The sequence below is a fragment of the Agrococcus sp. GCM10030265 genome, from assembly GCF_042666675.1.
Classification (GTDB): Bacteria; Actinomycetota; Actinomycetes; order Actinomycetales; family Microbacteriaceae; genus Agrococcus.
The window spans coordinates 809,388-824,448 of sequence record NZ_JBHTCZ010000001.1 but is presented as its reverse complement, the minus strand read 5'-3'; the positions used below and the strand labels follow the sequence as shown (position 1 = coordinate 824,448).

14 protein-coding genes are annotated in these 15,061 nt (G+C 74.9%); 8 read left to right on the top strand and 6 right to left on the bottom strand.

Going from position 1 to position 15,061, the window contains the following annotated elements; translation table 11 throughout:
- Positions 1-5: 5 nt before the first annotated feature.
- Complete coding sequence (locus ACFQPP_RS03965) at positions 6-395, bottom strand: TadE family protein (RefSeq protein ID WP_376915224.1); 390 nt, start codon at positions 393-395, stop codon at positions 6-8.
- 74 nt (positions 396-469) lie between these two features.
- A complete protein-coding gene (locus tag ACFQPP_RS03960) occupies positions 470-682 on the bottom strand; it encodes a Flp family type IVb pilin (RefSeq protein ID WP_376915222.1) in 213 nt (70 codons plus the stop codon).
- Positions 683-919: 237 nt separating this feature from the next.
- Here ACFQPP_RS03960 and ACFQPP_RS03955 point away from each other — a divergent pair, with 237 nt between their 5' ends.
- From ACFQPP_RS03955 to ACFQPP_RS03935, 5 genes are all read left to right on the top strand, one after another.
- Positions 920-1,546, top strand: a complete 627-nt coding sequence (locus tag ACFQPP_RS03955; protein WP_376915221.1) for a TetR family transcriptional regulator — start codon at positions 920-922, stop codon at positions 1,544-1,546.
- Positions 1,547-1,570: 24 nt separating this feature from the next.
- Positions 1,571-2,209 carry a prepilin peptidase gene (locus tag ACFQPP_RS03950; RefSeq protein WP_376915220.1) on the top strand — a complete coding sequence of 213 codons (639 nt, stop codon included), beginning with the start codon at positions 1,571-1,573 and terminating at the stop codon, positions 2,207-2,209.
- 128 nt (positions 2,210-2,337) lie between these two features.
- Entirely contained in the window at positions 2,338-4,572 is a 2,235-nt protein-coding gene (locus ACFQPP_RS03945; protein ID WP_376915219.1) for a bifunctional metallophosphatase/5'-nucleotidase, read from the top strand.
- A 104-nt stretch (positions 4,573-4,676) separates the two neighbouring features.
- Positions 4,677-5,750: a threonine aldolase family protein gene (locus ACFQPP_RS03940; RefSeq protein WP_376915218.1), complete on the top strand. Its 1,074-nt coding sequence runs from the start codon at positions 4,677-4,679 to the stop codon at positions 5,748-5,750.
- A 92-nt stretch (positions 5,751-5,842) separates the two neighbouring features.
- Complete coding sequence (locus ACFQPP_RS03935) at positions 5,843-6,508, top strand: YdeI family protein (protein WP_376915217.1); 666 nt, start codon at positions 5,843-5,845, stop codon at positions 6,506-6,508.
- 68 nt (positions 6,509-6,576) lie between these two features.
- Here the strand turns inward: ACFQPP_RS03935 and ACFQPP_RS03930 are convergent, their stop codons facing one another.
- Positions 6,577-7,206 carry a pyroglutamyl-peptidase I gene (locus tag ACFQPP_RS03930; RefSeq protein ID WP_376915216.1) on the bottom strand — a complete coding sequence of 210 codons (630 nt, stop codon included), beginning with the start codon at positions 7,204-7,206 and terminating at the stop codon, positions 6,577-6,579.
- 134 nt (positions 7,207-7,340) lie between these two features.
- Here ACFQPP_RS03930 and ACFQPP_RS03925 point away from each other — a divergent pair, with 134 nt between their 5' ends.
- Together ACFQPP_RS03925 and ACFQPP_RS03920 are read left to right on the top strand one after the other, a co-directional pair.
- Positions 7,341-9,002 carry an RNA polymerase sigma factor gene (locus tag ACFQPP_RS03925; protein ID WP_376915215.1) on the top strand — a complete coding sequence of 554 codons (1,662 nt, stop codon included), beginning with the start codon at positions 7,341-7,343 and terminating at the stop codon, positions 9,000-9,002.
- A 215-nt stretch (positions 9,003-9,217) separates the two neighbouring features.
- On the top strand, positions 9,218-10,147 hold the full coding sequence (locus tag ACFQPP_RS03920) for an ROK family protein (RefSeq protein WP_376915214.1): 930 nt from the start codon (positions 9,218-9,220) through the stop codon (positions 10,145-10,147).
- A 121-nt stretch (positions 10,148-10,268) separates the two neighbouring features.
- Here ACFQPP_RS03920 and ACFQPP_RS03915 read toward each other — a convergent pair whose 3' ends face one another.
- Both ACFQPP_RS03915 and ACFQPP_RS03910 read right to left on the bottom strand, forming a co-directional pair.
- Complete coding sequence (locus tag ACFQPP_RS03915; RefSeq protein WP_376915213.1) at positions 10,269-11,012, bottom strand: response regulator; 744 nt, start codon at positions 11,010-11,012, stop codon at positions 10,269-10,271.
- The gene (locus ACFQPP_RS03910) at positions 11,009-12,241 is read right to left on the bottom strand and encodes a sensor histidine kinase (protein WP_376915211.1); all 1,233 of its coding nucleotides are present in this window, start codon (positions 12,239-12,241) and stop codon (positions 11,009-11,011) included. The genes ACFQPP_RS03915 and ACFQPP_RS03910 overlap by 4 nt, the downstream gene beginning before the upstream one ends.
- 118 nt (positions 12,242-12,359) lie before the next feature.
- On the opposite strand from ACFQPP_RS03910, the gene ACFQPP_RS03905 reads away from it, so the two are divergent.
- On the top strand, positions 12,360-13,136 hold the full coding sequence (locus ACFQPP_RS03905; protein WP_376915209.1) for a GAP family protein: 777 nt from the start codon (positions 12,360-12,362) through the stop codon (positions 13,134-13,136).
- Positions 13,137-13,235: 99 nt separating this feature from the next.
- Here ACFQPP_RS03905 and ACFQPP_RS03900 read toward each other — a convergent pair whose 3' ends face one another.
- On the bottom strand, positions 13,236-14,843 hold the full coding sequence (locus tag ACFQPP_RS03900) for a DEAD/DEAH box helicase (protein WP_376915299.1): 1,608 nt from the start codon (positions 14,841-14,843) through the stop codon (positions 13,236-13,238).
- Positions 14,844-15,061 lie beyond the last annotated feature (218 nt).

The window sequence follows — 15,061 nt, the reverse complement described above, 5'->3', positions numbered from 1 at the left end:
CCTGGTCAGCCTTGGCATCGCATGGTCCCCGTCCCTGAGAGCCGGATGGTGCCGATGCCGCCGAGGAGCGGCAGCTGGGGCACGGTGATGGTCACGCGGGCGTTCGCTCCGCCCGCGCAGGTCGCGGGAGTCACCACGACCTGGGAGCGCGTGAGCGCGATCGACGGCGACGCCGAGTCGATCGCGGCCTGCTGCGCCGCGGCGATGCGCGTCGAGCCGGTCGTGAGCGCTGCGACGCGCACGCCCTCGCGAGCGGCGTTGTCGAGCACCGTCTGCACGTGGAACGCGTGGCCGAAGGCGAGGATGCCGAGGGTCAGCGCGGCGAGCAGCGGGAGGATGATGGCGAACTCGACCGCGGCGGCACCGCGGTCGCGTCGGCCTCGCAGGAGTCGCATGGCAGGCCTCCGCCGTCGACCGACGATGCGGTGGCGAGCATCAGCTCGCCACCGCATCCGTCGGTGTGGGCGGGCTAGTTGCCGTCGCCCGCGGGCGCGTTCTCGCCCGGGTTGAGGAGGTTCGTGTTGACCTCGCCGAACATGTCGCTCAGCGTGCCGCCGAGGATGAACACCGCGCCGATGATGACGACGGCGATGAGGCCGACGAGGAGGCCGTACTCGACGGCGGTGGCGCCGCGGTCGGTGGACGAGAAGCGGTCGCGGACCGCCTGGAGTGCTGCGTACATGAGGGGTTCCTATCGGGTCGGATCCGTGCCTGGCCGCACGGCTGCGGGAGAGTTCTGGTGGAGACTTTTTGCGCCTCCCGCAATTCGAGGACTATGGCAAGTGAAACGGCCTCAAGTCTGAGAAAGTGCTGCAAGACCACCCCGAAAGTGCTGCATGCTTCGATGCGTCGAACCAGTTCTCCACAGGGTGACAGGCACCCAAGGTCCCCCTCGGTCGCGGGGCTAGAGTGATGCGCCATGTCCGACGATCGTGGCGAGCCCCGCCGACGCCCGACGCTCCGTGAGCGCAAGAAGCGCTACACGCGTCGCACGATCGCCGACGCCGCGTTCGGCCTCGCGCTCGAGCAGGGGCTCGAGAGCGTGCTCGTCGAGGAGATCGCCGAGCGAGCCTTCGTGTCGCCGCGCACGCTCTCGAACTACTTTCCATCGAAGGAGGCTGCGATCGTCGCCTCCGGCGAGGACGACCTCGAGGCCCTCGCCGAGGCGCTCCTCGCCCGGCCTTCCGACGAGACGCCCGTCGCGTCGCTGCGCGAGCTCATGAGCGAGCGCGTCCGCGAGTGGACGCCCGAGCAGCTCGAGGCGCTGCGCGAGAAGGAGCGCCTCCTCGAGCAGCATCCCGCGCTCCTGCCGTATCGCATGGCCCAGTACGACGCGCTCGAGGATGCCCTGCGCGCCGCGATCGCCCAGCGCCTGGGCGTCGATCCCGAGGTCGAGGCGCACCCGCGCCTCCTCGCCGGCGCCGCCGCGACCGTGCTGAAGACGGCCATCCGCATCTGGGTGCTGCAGGAGGGCGACGAGCCCAGCATCGGCGACCTCGTGGAGTCGGCGTTCGACGAGATCGAGAACGGCCTGTCGGCGGAGTGACGACGGCTCGCGCATGATGGTCGCGTGCCCACTCCCCTCGCCGTCGCGCTCGCCGCGGCCGCGTGCGCCCTCGTCGCGGCGCTGCTGACGCCATGGGCGCGCAGGCTCGTCGATGCGTCGTCGCGGTGGCTGCATCGCGGCGTGCCCGCCGCGCTCGGCGCGCTCGGTGGCGCGGGCGCGGTGCTCGCGTCGGCGCATCCGGCCGAGGCGGCGGGGCTGTGCGCGCTCGCCGTCGCGTGCGCGCTGCTCGTGCCCGTCGACCTCGCGACCGAGCGACTGCCCGACGCGCTGGTGCTGACCGCGCTCGCGGCCCTGCTCGTCGGCCTCGCGGCCGCGGCCGCGCTCACGGGCGACTGGGGGCGGCTCGGCACCGCGGTGCTCGCGAGCCTCGCCGCCGGGGCAGGCTTCCTCGTGCTCGCGTTCCTCTCGCCGTCGAGCCTCGGCCTCGGCGACGTCAAGCTGGCGCTGCCGCTCGGCCTCGCCCTCGGCTGGCACGGATGGACGGCGATGCTGCTCGGGCTCGCCGCCGGATTCGTGCTGCTCGCGCTCGCGGCGATCGTGCTGCTCGCGACGCGACGCACGACGCGCGGCGGGCAGCTGCCCTTCGGGCCGTGGATGGTGCTGGGCGCCGCGATCGTGCTGGGCGTCGCCGCGGCCGGCTGACCCGCGACACGCCGTCCCGTGCCGTGCACGTGAACGTCAGGTAACGACCTCATCGCGATCCGGCGCGGATGCCTATGCGATCCATAGGCTTGCTGCACACGTCCCCCAGAACCGAGGATCTCTCACACATGCTTCGATCCACCGTGCGCCGCGGAGCCGTCTCCGCCGCCGCCGCAGCCGGGGCGATCGCGCTCGGCCTCGGCGTCGCAGCGCCCGCCTCCGCGACCGTCGACCCCGTCTCGGGCGCCGTCACCGTCGACCTGCTCTCGATCACCGACTTCCACGGCGGGCTCCGCTGGGCACCCAACCTGGCCCAGCAGGTGGCGGAGATCCGTGCCGCGAACGAGGACACGGTCTTCTCGTCGGTCGGCGACTCGATCGGCGGCTCGACCTTCGAGTCGGCCATCTTCCAGGACGAGCCGACGCTCGAGATCCTGAACGCGATGGGGCTGCAGGTCTCGGCCGTCGGCAACCACGAGTTCGACCAGGGCTTCGACGACCTCGCCGGCCGCGTGTCGGACATCGCCGACTTCCCGTACCTCGCGGCGAACGTCGAGGGGCAGAGCGAGCTCGCGCCCACCGAGATCATCACGACGGCCAACGGGGTGCGCATCGCGTACATCGGCACCGTGACCCAGTCGACGCCCGAGATCGTCGCCGCATCCGGCGTCGAGGGGCTCACGTTCACCGACCCCGTCGCCGTCACGAACGCGATCGCCGCCGACATCGTGGCGACCGACTCCGCCGACGTGGTGGTCGCCCTCGCGCACGAGGCGACCAGCGTCGTCGCGGGCGGCTTCAGCACCGACGTGGACGTCGCCTTCACGGGTCACTCGCACCAGCAGGACGTGCAGACCACGCCCAACGGCGTCACCGTCGTGCAGTCGCTCTCGTCGGGCGAGCGCCTCGGCCACGTCGAGCTCGTCGTCCCCGAGACGGGACCCGTCGTCGTCGCGGCCGCCGAGAACCTCACGGTCACGGGGATCACGCAGGCGCAGGCCGACTCGGACGACCCCATCGCGACCCCCGCCACCGAGCCGACGGTGCTCGGTCTCGTTCGCGACGCGTTCGACGCGGCGCGCCCCATCGGCGCGCAGGTCGTCGGCGAGGAGATGACGCTCCCGTTCCTGGCCGCGTCGAACACGGGCCAGCCGAACAGCGGCACGCCGCAGCACCGCGGCGCCGAGTCGCCGCTCGGCAACCTCATCGCCGAGGTCGCGCGCGTCACGGCGAACGACAACGGGCTCGAGGCCGACTTCGGCATCATCAACCCCGGTGGCGTGCGCGCCGACCTCGTGCCGAACGCCGCAGGCCAGCTCACGCTGCGTCAGGCGTTCAACGTCACGTCGTTCAGCAACGTCATCGGCACGCTCGACCTCACGGGCGCGCAGGTCGACCAGCTGCTCGAGCAGCAGTTCCTCCCCCGCGCACCCCGCCCGATGCTCGCACTGGGCCTCGCGGGCCTCGGCTTCGCCTACGACCCGGCCGCGCCGGTGGGCGAGCGCGTGCTCGACGCATGGCTCGAGCGGACCGAGGTCGTCGACGGCCAGGAGGTCGTCGTCCAGGAGGCGATCGACCCCGCCGCCACCTACACGGTCGCGTCGAACGCCTTCCTGCTCGAGGGCCAGGACGGCTTCACGGTGCTGCGCGACGGCACGAACCCGCAGGCGCTCACCACGATCGACTGGGAGGCCACGGCCGACTACCTCTCCGCGAACCCCGGACTCGTCCCCGACTACTCGCAGCGCTCGCTCGGCGTCACGGTCGGCACCGACCTCTCGCAGGTCTTCGAGCCCGGCGACGAGATCGTCGTCGACTTCTCGTCGCTGTCGTTCACGAGCACCGAGCCGAAGCCCTCGGTCGTCACCGCGACCGTGCTCGGCTCGGCGCCCGCCGTGGCGACGGGCGACGTCGTGACGTCGGTCACCGACCTCGAGCTGCCCGCCGCGGCTCCCGGCACCGTGCTGGTGGAGGCGCCCGTCGACAACGCCATCGTCGTCGACTCCAACGAGACCGGCCGCGCGAACGTCGTCATCACGATCCCCGAGGACACCGAGGACGGCCTGTTCGCGGTCGACTACGTCGCATCGGGCGCCGGGCTCGAGGACCAGCTCCTCGGCGTGCTCGTCGTCGAGGTCGAGGCCGCGGCGGTCCAGCCGCCGGTCTCGCCCGAGCCCTCGGCACCCGTCCCCTCGGCGCCCACGCCGTCGGCACCGCCCGTCGGCGGTGGCGACGACCAGGCCGGCCAGGGCGGCACGCTGCCCCAGACCGGTGCCGAGCTCGCAGGCCCCGCGCTCGCGATCGCAACGCTCGCGCTGCTCGCAGGCCTCGGTCTCGTGCTGCGCCGCCGCGTCGCCGCCTGACGCACCGCGGCTCGCGCCGCATCCACGATCCGAAGGCGGCCCCCACCTCGTGGGGGCCGCCTTCGGCGTTCGCCCGATGCCCGCCGACGCGCGAGGATGGGTGGGTGCAGCAGATCCACGACACCAGCATCCGCACGTTCGCGAGCGACAACTACGCAGGCGTGCACCCGCAGGTCCTCGAGGCGATGGTCGCCGCGAACGGCGGCCACGTCGTCTCCTACGGCGCCGACCCGTACACCGCGCGGCTGCAGGAGGTCGTGCGCGAGCACCTCGGCGGGCAGGCGGAGGCCTTCCCGGTCTTCAACGGCACGGGCGCGAACGTGCTCGCGCTGCAGTCGTGCCTGCCGCGGTGGGGCGCCGTCATCTGCGCCACCGGTGCGCACATCAACGTCGACGAGGGCGGCGCGCCCGAGCGCGTCGGCGGCCTCAAGCTGCTCGCGGTCCCCACGCTCGACGGCAAGCTGACGCCCGAGCTCGTCGACCGCGAGGCGTGGGGCTTCGGCGACGAGCACCGAGCGCAGCCCGGCATCGTGTCGATCACGCAGACCACCGAGATCGGCACGCGCTACACGGTCGACGAGATCGCGGCGCTCGCCGAGCACGCGCACGGCAAGGGCATGCTGCTGCACGTCGATGGCGCACGCATCGCCAACGCCGCGGCGGCGCTCGACGCACCGCTGCGCGCCTTCCTCACCGACGCAGGCGTCGACGTCCTGTCGCTCGGCGGCACGAAGGACGGCGCGCTGGGTGCCGAGGCCGTCGTGACGCTGACCGAGCGGGCCGGCCACGGCCTCGTCTACCTGCGGAAGGCGACGATGCAGCTCGCGTCGAAGATGCGCTTCCTCTCGGCGCAGCTGCTCGCGCTGTACGACGGCGACCTGTGGATCGAGAACGCCCGGCACGCCAACGCGATGGCGGCACGGCTGCGTGCGGCGCTCGAGGGCGTCGACGGCGTCGACTTCGTGCAGGCGACCGAGGCGAACGGCGTGTTCGCGCGCCTGCCGCTCGGCGTCGCCGACCGCGTGCGCGAGCGGTTCATGTTCTACGACTGGAACGGCGAGTCGGGCGAGGTGCGCTGGATGTGCTCGTGGGACACCACGGAGGCCGACGTCGACGCGTTCGCCGCGGCCGTGCGCGCGGCGGTCTCGACGGCGGAGGACCGGCTGCCGGCTCGCTGACCACGGGCGCCGGCGCGGGGCCTCGGCCGCAGGCGGCCTCCTCGGCGCCGCATCCACCCTCCGGCGTCGGTGGGTGGTGGGATGCTGTGCGCATGACGCAGCCCGGCACCCCTGGCGGGAGCAGCGAACGCCCCGCGGTGTTCTTCCGCGACGCCGCCGAGCTGCGCCGCTGGCTCGAGGTGCACCACGAGACGGCGAGCGAGCTGTGGATGGGCCTGCACAAGCGCTCCTCGCCCGTCGTCGACCAGGGGCTCACGTGGGCCGAGGCCGTGCCCGAGGCGCTGTGCTTCGGGTGGATCGACTCCGTCTCGCAGCCGATCGACGAGCACACGCGCAGGCAGCGATGGACGCCGCGCTCGTCGCGCAGCACGTGGTCGGCCGTCAACGTGGCCCACGTCGAGCGCCTGCTGGCCGAGGGGCGCATGCACCCGGCCGGCATCGCCGCCTACGAGCGCCGCAGCCCGGAGCGCACCGGCACGTACTCGCACGAGCAGGAGTCGGTCGCGCTCGCGCCCGACGAGCAGGCCGTGCTCGATGCGAGCGCACCGGCGACGGCCTTCCTCGAGGCCGCCGCCTCCGGCTACGTCCGCGCCGCGATCCACTGGGTCGCGAGCGCGAAGCGCGACGAGACGCGCGCCCGGCGCGTCGTGCAGCTCGTCGAGGCGTGCGAGGCAGGCGAGCTGCTGCAGCACCTGCGACCCACCTCGACGCCGCGCTGGCTCGAGCGCGCCGCCGCGGCGGCGGCCGCGGCGGGCTGACGGCGCGGGCATCCACCACGGCCGCGCCGCAGGGCTCACCCCCTGACGCAGCGCCGCGCCGCGAGCCCTCAGCGCGCGGCCACCTGCGCAGCAGCCGACACGACGCACGCTGCGAGCGCCGTCGCCAGATCGTCGAGCGTCAGGGGCGGCACGACCGACGCCCTGCCCGCATCGGTCTCGCGCCCCACGCCCGCGACGCCCGCCGACCGCACGGCGGGCACGTGCACGAACGCCGCGGGCACGTCGAGCCCCGCCGCCTCGACGGCGAGGCGGTTGCAGACGAACCCGCCCGCATCGTCCGAGACCTCGGCGGCCACGCCCGCGTCGCGGACGGCCGCCGCGAGCGCATCGACGTCGAGCGTCGCAGGTCGCAGCTCCGGCCCGTCGTCGACGGGCACGTCGCGCGGCTGCTCGCCCCGCTCGTCCGGGATGCGTGCGTCGATGCGGTTGCGGCCGTGGCGCTCGGGCGTGACCGCGGTGCGTCCGCCTGCCTCGCCGACCGCGAGCACGGCATCCGGCACGTGCTCGGCGACGAGGGCCCGCAGCGCCTCGGGGCCGGCGCGGAAGGCCACGGGCAGCACGCCGACGACCACGTCGATCCCGTCGACGCCGCGGCCCCCCAGTCGCTGCACGGCCTCGCGGCTGGCGTTCTCGGCGTCGCCGCCGAACGGCTCGAACCCGGTGACGAGGATGCGCATGTCCCCCATCCTCTCGCGGCACGGCCGACCGCCCGGGGTACATCCCCGGACGGAAGTCGAGGATCCTTCGATACGGTCTGCTCCCGGCCCGACGCTCCAACCGAGCACGACGGCCGGAGGAGACGGGTGGGCGCATGACCCTCGAGCTGCATGAGACCGCGGCGATCCGCGCCGTGCTGAGCGACGAGTGGGATGCGCTGCAGCCGCGGCTCACGGCGATCGCGCAACGCGTCGTGCGCAGACGCGAGATCGCCGAGGAGGTCGTGTCGTCGACGGTCGTCGAGCTCATCGAGCGCGTCGACGCCGGCGAGACCATCCGCGACCCCGCCGCCTACCTCGCGCGCGGCGTGCGGTTCCGCGCCATCGACGTCGTGCGATCCCGCGACGGGCAGGCGGTCGTCGGCACCGACGTCGCCGACGACGCCATCGCATCCATCGCCGACGCGCGCCTCGGCGCCATGTCGGTCGACGATCTCGACGCCCTATCGCCCGTGCGCGAGGCCTTCGGTGCCCTGTCGCAGCGGCACCGGGAGGTGCTGCTGCGCACCGTCGTCGACGGCGAGGCCATGCGCGACGTCGCGCGCGGCTGGGGCATGTCGGCCAACGCGGTGTCGGTGCTCGCGCTGCGCGCCCGGAAGGCGCTGCGCGGCGAGCTGAAGGCCGTGCTGCAGGAGCGCGCGGGCGGCGCGTGCGCCGTGCATGCTCGCTCGAGCGACCGCGCGGCCCTCGCGCACGTCGCACGGTGCGCCCACTGCCTCGACGTGCGCGCCGGGCGCGGCGTGGGCCGCTGGGTCTTCGCCACCGTGCCGCTGCTGCTCGGCGGCGCGGCGGCGGCCGTCTCCCCGCCGAGCGTCGCGCAGGCGCTGGTCGGCTCGGCGCTGCGCAAGCCCGTGCTCGCCGCGTCGTCGATGGCGGGCGTCGCCGCTGCGACGGCCGTCGTCGTGGTGACCGTCGCCACGCTGGCGGCGCCCGTCGAGCGACCCGTCGCCGACGCGCCGCCCGCGGCAGCCGCGCCCGAGCCGGTGGTGCCGGGAGCCATGGCGCAGCCGGCTCATCCCGAGGTGTCGACCCAGGCGAGCGATGCGGCGCAGGACGCGGCGCAGACCGCGGCGATCGGCCCGCGCGCCTCCGCTCCCGTCGTCGCGTCGCCGACCGTCGTGCCGACCACCGTCCGGGAGCCTGCGATCGCGGGTCTCGCCGTGCCGCTGCGCACGACGCCGCTGCCCGGTGCGACGCTGCCCGACCCGCCGAGCGCGCCGCGGCCCGCCCGCGAGCCCGCTCCGCCCCTCGTCGACCCCGAGCCGCCCGTCACCGAGCCCGAGCCGCCCGTCACCGAGCCCGAACCGCCGACCGTCGAGCCCGAGCCGCCCGTCACCGAGCCCGAGCCGCCGATCACCGAGCCCGAGCCGCCGACCGTCGAGCCCGAGCCGCCGATCACCGAGCCCCAGCGGCCGGTCGCCGCGCCGACCGTCGCCGTCGACTGGAGCGCCGGCCTCGGCGTGCTGCCGATCGCGACGATCGTCCTCTCCGGGCTCGTGCCGGGCGAGTCGTACTCGGTCGCATTGACGTCGCCGCTGCCGCTGACGCTCGTCGGCGTCTCGGGCGGCCTCTCGTGCCAGACGGTGCTGCCGTCGGGGGCGGCGTCGTGCGTCGCGGAGGCCGAGAGCGCCGTCGTGACGATCGTCGCGACCGGTGCGCTGCTGTGCGCGCTCCCGGCCACCCTCACGGTCGCGGCGGCCGACGCCGGGCGCCAGGACGCGCTCGTGGCCGACGTCGCGCCGCCCTTCTGCCTCTGATCCGACACGCCCGGGGCCGGCGTCGACGCCCACGTCGCGTCATGATGCCGCGTCTCATCCGTCCTCCCCATGACGCATCGCGTCGGCCCGTCGCTCCCGTCGACGGGTCGAGCGGAGGGGCACGGGTCGGTGCTCCTCCGCTCTCGAACCCCTCGCGGCGGCGCCTCGGTCGTGGCGACGACGCTCGGGCTCCTCCGGCACGGCAGGATGGTGCGGTGACTGTGCTGGGGATCGACGTCGGTGGCACCAAGGTCGCCGGGGTCGCGATGACCGAGGCGGGCGAGGTGCTGCACCGGTCGTGGCGCGAGCACCGCATCCGCTCGTCGCAGGGCCTGCTCGACGAGATCGCGCGCACGGCCGACGAGCTCGGTGCGGCCCTCTCGAGCGCGGGCGACCCCGCCCCGGAGCGGCTGGGACTCGGCATCGCGTCGTGGCTCACCCCCGACGCCTCGACGATCGCGTGGGCCGCGCACTTCCGCATCCGCGACTTCCCCGTGCGCGACGCCGTGTCGGCGCGAGTGGGCCTGCCCGTCGTCGTCGACAACGACGGCAACGCGCACGGGCTCGGCGAGCACCGCTTCGGCGCCGGGCGCGGCACGCAGTCGCTGCTGCTCGTGTCGCTCGGCACCGGCGTCGGCGGCGCGCTCATCGTCGGCGGCCAGGCGCTGCGCGGTGCGCACGGGTTCGCGGGCGAGCTCGGCCACGTGACGGTCGTCGAGGACGGCCCGCTCTGCTCGTGCGAGGCGCACGGATGCCTCGAGGCGTTCGCGGGCGGGCAGGCGCTCGCCCGCGTGGGCTCGCGCATCGCGGCCGCACGCGACCTCGCGGGCGGGCAGCCGGTGACGGCGAAGCATCTCGTGGATGCGGCGCTCGCGGGCGACCCCCCATCCATCGGCGCCGTGGGCGACGCGGGCATCGCGATCGCGGCGGCGCTGCGACGGATGCTGCCCGCGTTCGACCCGGAGGTCGTCGTGCTCGGCGGCTCGGTCGGCATGGCGGCGCAGTCGATCCTGCTGCCGATCGTCGAGCAGGAGCTCGCGGCCCTCGCGCCGCTGCAGTCGGTGCCGCAGCCGCGCCGCATCGTGCCCGCAGCGCTCGGCCGGTGGTCGACGGCGATCGGCTCGGCGAGCCTCGCCCTCCCCTGACCCCGTCTCTCGAGGTTCTCGGCGGCTTCTCCGGTCGCAAGCGGCCGAGCACCACGCAGGGATCCGTGGTGCTCGGCCCGTTCTGACGCCAGAAGGAGCCGAGGAGCGCAGATGCGCGGGGTCAGGTGAGGCCGGCGTCGCGCGCGATCACCGCAGCGCGCATGCGGGATGGCGCGTCGAGCTTCGCGAGCACGCGCGAGACGTGCGTCTTCACCGTGGGCTCCGAGATGCCGAGCCGATGGGCGAGCTGCGCGTTCGACAGGCCCGCGCCGAGACCCGCGAGCACCTCGCGCTCGCGCACGGTGAGGTCGCCGAGCCCCGCGGGCAGCTCCACGGGCTGCGGCGCGGCCGACCGCATCCGCTGGAGCACCCGCATCGTCACCTCCGGCGCCAGCACGCCCTCGCCCGCCGCGACGCGACGCACGCCCGCGATGATCGCGTCGGGCTCCGCCGTCTTCAGCAGGTAGCCGGATGCGCCGGCCGCGAGCGCGCCGTCGACGTGCTCGTCGACGTCGTACGTCGTGAGCACGAGCACCGCGACGCCGAGCGCCACGACCTCCGCGGTCGCGGCGATGCCGTCGAGCCGCGGCATGCGCACGTCCATGAGCACGACGTCGGGTCGCAGCGCCGTCGCCTGCTGCACGGCTGCGCGGCCGTCCGCCGCCTCGCCCACGACCTCGATGCTCCGATCGGCGGCGAGCACCGCCGCGATGCCCGCGCGCACCGCCGCGTGGTCGTCGGCGACGACGACGCGCACGGTGCGGCCCTCGCCGAGCTCGCCGACGCCATCGCTCCCGACGCCGCCGCCGCTCCCCTCGACGTCGCCGATCTCGCCCCGCCCGTCGTCGACAGATCCCACGCTCATCCGCTCGTCTCCTGCCTCGGCACCGTCGCGTGCACGATCCACCGCCCGTCGTCGGTGCGGCCTGCGCTGCCCGACCCTCCGACCGCGCGCCATCGCTGCGCCATGATCGCCGTGCCGAGGCCGTTGCCCTCCGCCTCCCGCGCATCCGGCACGAGGGCGTTCTCGACATGCAGCGTCGCCGCGTCGCCCTCGACGCGGGCCCGCAGGCGCACCGATGCACCCGGGGCGTGGCGGGCGGCGTTGGCGAGCGACTCGCGCGCGATGCGCATGAGGGCATGGGATGCGGCGGTGCCGACCGAGCCGGGCGGCACGTCGACGTCGGCCTCGAGCGCGAGGCCGAAGCGCTCGGCGTCGCGCTGCAGCGCGTCGGCGTCGTCGATGCCGACGGCGACCGCGTCGTCCTCGCGGCCCGTCGTGAGCACCTCGATGAGCTGCCGCAGCTCCTCGAGCGCCTCGACGCTCGACGAGCGCATGGCGCGGATCGAGGCGGCCGCCGCCTCGTCGGCAGCGGGCACGCGGGCCGACAGCGCCGCCGACTGCAACGCGATCGCCGACAGCCGTGCGGCGATCTCGTCGTGCAGCTCGCGCGCCATCGCCGCGCGCTCGTCGCGCACGGCGCGGTCGCGTTCGGCGTCGGCGGCGCGGGCGACGGCATCCGCCCGCTCGGTCTCGGCCTCGAGCAGCTCGTCGCGCTGCCGCACCGACGTGCCGAGCACGGCCGGCGCGCCGCCGAGCATCGCGACCGCCACGACGAGCGCGACCCCCTCGGCAGGGTCGACGGCGCCCGCCGACTGCCCGAGCCACACGCCGAGCAGCGCGACGCCCGCCGCGATGACGATCGCGACGACGAGCCCGCGGATGCGCGGGCGAGGGTCGAGCATCGCCGCGTACACCGCGTCGAAGAGGGCGACGACGAGCACGAGGCTGAGGCCCCCGGTGATCGCGGCGACGTCGAGCAGCAGCAGCACGGCGGTGCCTCCGGCGCTCCACGCCGGCAGCCGTCGCTTCACGAGCAGGCACGCCGCCGCGGCGATCGGCAGCGTCCACGGCAGCCACGGGAGCCCGAGGGGCAGCGACGGGTCGGCCGCGCGGCCCGCGTCGAACGCCACGGCCACGAGCCCGCCGACGAGCACGATCGCGGCCACCGTGACGACGCCCGCGCGCGTGCGGTAGCGCACGAGCGGCAGCACGTACTCGTCGAGCGGCGTGCGGCGGCGAGCGGCGGGCATGGCTCCCATCCCAGCACGCAAGGCGGCGCCGCGGGTCATCCGAAGGGCGGATGGGCGGCATCCGGCATGCGACCTTCCGCCGACGCGCACGCATGCGGCGCGGCGCGAGGGTCGAGGCATGGACCTCCCCACGATCGGCACGCTGGTGCTGCTGGCCCTCGCCGACTCGACGAGCTTCGGCACGCTGCTCATCCCGATCTGGCTGCTGCTCGCGTCGTCGCGCCCGAGCGTGCCGCGCATGGCCGCGTACCTCGGCACCGTCGCCGGCTTCTACCTCGTCATGGGGGTGCTGCTGTCGATCGGGGCGCGACTGCTGCTCGACGACCTGCAGGCGTGGCTCGCGTCGCCCGTGGGCGGCGGGGTCGTGATGGCGGCGGGCGCGGTGCTGTTCGCCGGCTCGTTCTGGCTCGCGAGGCGCGCGAGGGATCGCGGCGGCGAGGGCGTGTCCGAGCGCATCCTGCGGTGGCGGGAGCGCGCGCTCGACTCGGAGTCCGGCTCCGTCGCGCCGCTCATGGGGCTCGCGCTCGCAGCGACGGCACTCGAGGTCGCGACGCTGCTGCCGTACCTCATCGCGATCGGCATCATGGATGCCGCCGACCTGCCGCTGCCGGTGCACGGCGCGGTGCTCGCCGCCTACGTCGTCGTCATGGTGCTGCCCGCCGTCGTGCTGCTCGCGGTGCGGCTCGTCGCGCACCGGCGCATCGAGCCGTGGCTGCAGCGCGTGAACGACTGGCTCATGCGACAGGCTGGCGAGATGACGACGTGGATCGTGGCGATCGTCGGCTTCCTGCTGCTCCGTGCCGGTGCGGAGGCGTTCGGCGGCATCGGCGTCGTGCTGGCGACCGCCGGCGAGGTGCTGCAGCAGGTCGTGCAGGGGCTCGTGCCGCTCGGCTGAGGTGCGGCGCGCGGGCGACCCTGCGGGCGGCCGGACACGACGACGCCCGCACCCTCGAGCGAGGATGCGGGCGTCGTGCGGAGCGACGCGCGCGGGGCGTCAGCCCTGCGCGCGGCCGGCGCGGCGCGAGCCGCCCGAGCGAGCGCCACCCGAGCGGGCGGCACCGCCGCCGGAGCGGCCGCCGTCCTGCATCGAGCCGCCACCGCCCGACGACCATGCGACGGCCGAGCCGCCGCGCGTGCCGCGGTCGTCGCGACGCTGGCCGCCCTGGCCGCCCGCCGCGGCACCGCCGCGACGCTGGCCGCCGCCCGCGCCCTGCGCGCCGCCGTGGCCGCGACCGCGACCCTGGCCCTGACCCTGCAGCTCCGACCGCTGGCCGCGGTCGGCGCCGCCGCCCTCGCCCGCCGAGCGCTCGCGGCGCTGCTGCTTGGGCTCGGGGCGACCCGAGCGGTCGCGACGCGGACGACCGGCGCCCTGCGCCGCATCCGCGCCACCGCCGGTGCCGCGGCCGCGGCGCGAACGGCCACCGCCGCCGCCACCCTGCTGCTGCGGGATCTCGTTGCCCGAGCCGGGCCCGCCGGGCACGGGCTCGACGATCGGGGCGACCTCGCCCACGAGGGCGACGACGGCATCCGACGTCGCCGTCACACGTTGCGGCTGCACCGCGATGGCCGCCTTGCGCAGCAGCTGCATCGTGTCGGAGCGCTGCGCGGGCAGCATGATCGTGGCGACGTCGCCCTCCGAGCCGGCGCGGGCCGTGCGGCCCGAGCGGTGCAGGTACGACTTGTGCTCGAGCGGCGGCTCGACGTGCACGACGAGCTCGATGTGGTCGACGTGCACGCCACGGGCGGCGACGTCGGTCGCGACGAGCACCTTCACGGAGCCGTCGGTGAACGCACCGAGGTTGCGCTCGCGAGCGTTCTGCGACAGGTTGCCCTGCAGGTCGTGCGCGGGGATGCCCCATGCGGTGAGCTGCTTCGCGAGCTTCTTCGCCTGGTGCTTCGTGCGGGTGAAGAGGATGCGGCGGCCCGTGCCCGACGCGAGCGTGCGCACGAGCGCCATCTTGTCGTCGGCCGAGACCTCGAACAGGTGGTGCGTCATCGCGGCGACGGGCGAGTTCGCCTCGTCGACGGAGTGCATGATCTCGTCGTGCAGGAAGCGCTTCACGATCTTGTCGACGCCGTTGTCGAGCGTCGCCGAGAACAGCATGCGCTGGCCCGACTGCGGCGTCTTGTCGAGGATGCGCGTCACGACGGGCAGGAAGCCGAGGTCGGCCATGTGGTCGGCCTCGTCGATCACGGTCATCTCGATGGCCTCGAGGCTCGCGATGCGCTGCTTCATGAGGTCGTCGAGGCGGCCGGGGCACGCCACGACGATGTCGACGCCGCGTCGCAGCGCGTCCTCCTGCGGGCCCTGCTTCACGCCACCGAAGATCGTCGTGACCGTGAGGCCCGCGGCGTCGGCGAGGGGGCGGATGGTCGCGGCGATCTGCGTCGCGAGCTCGCGCGTCGGCGCGAGCACGAGACCGAGGGGCAGGCCCTTGCGGCGGCGGCCGCCCGCGAGGTCGCCCGCGAGGCGCTGCACCAGCGGGATGGCGAACGCCAGCGTCTTGCCGGAGCCCGTCTTGCCGCGGCCGAGCACATCCCGACCCGCGAGGGTGTCGGGCAGGGTGTCTGCCTGGATGGGGAACGGCGTGGGCCGCTCCATGGCGTTCAGAGCCGCGACGAGGCGGGGGCTGACGCCGAGGTCGGCGAACGAGGGCAGGTCGGCGTGCGCCTGGTCGTTCGCTGCGGATGCCTGCACGGCCTGGGGCTGCGCGGGCGCGATGGTCGATGGGGTGATGGTGCTCATGCTTCTTCTGTCTGGCAGCGCTGGGCATGCCGTGTCGGCCCACGCGCACGCTGGGGCGTGCCGGATGGGCGGTG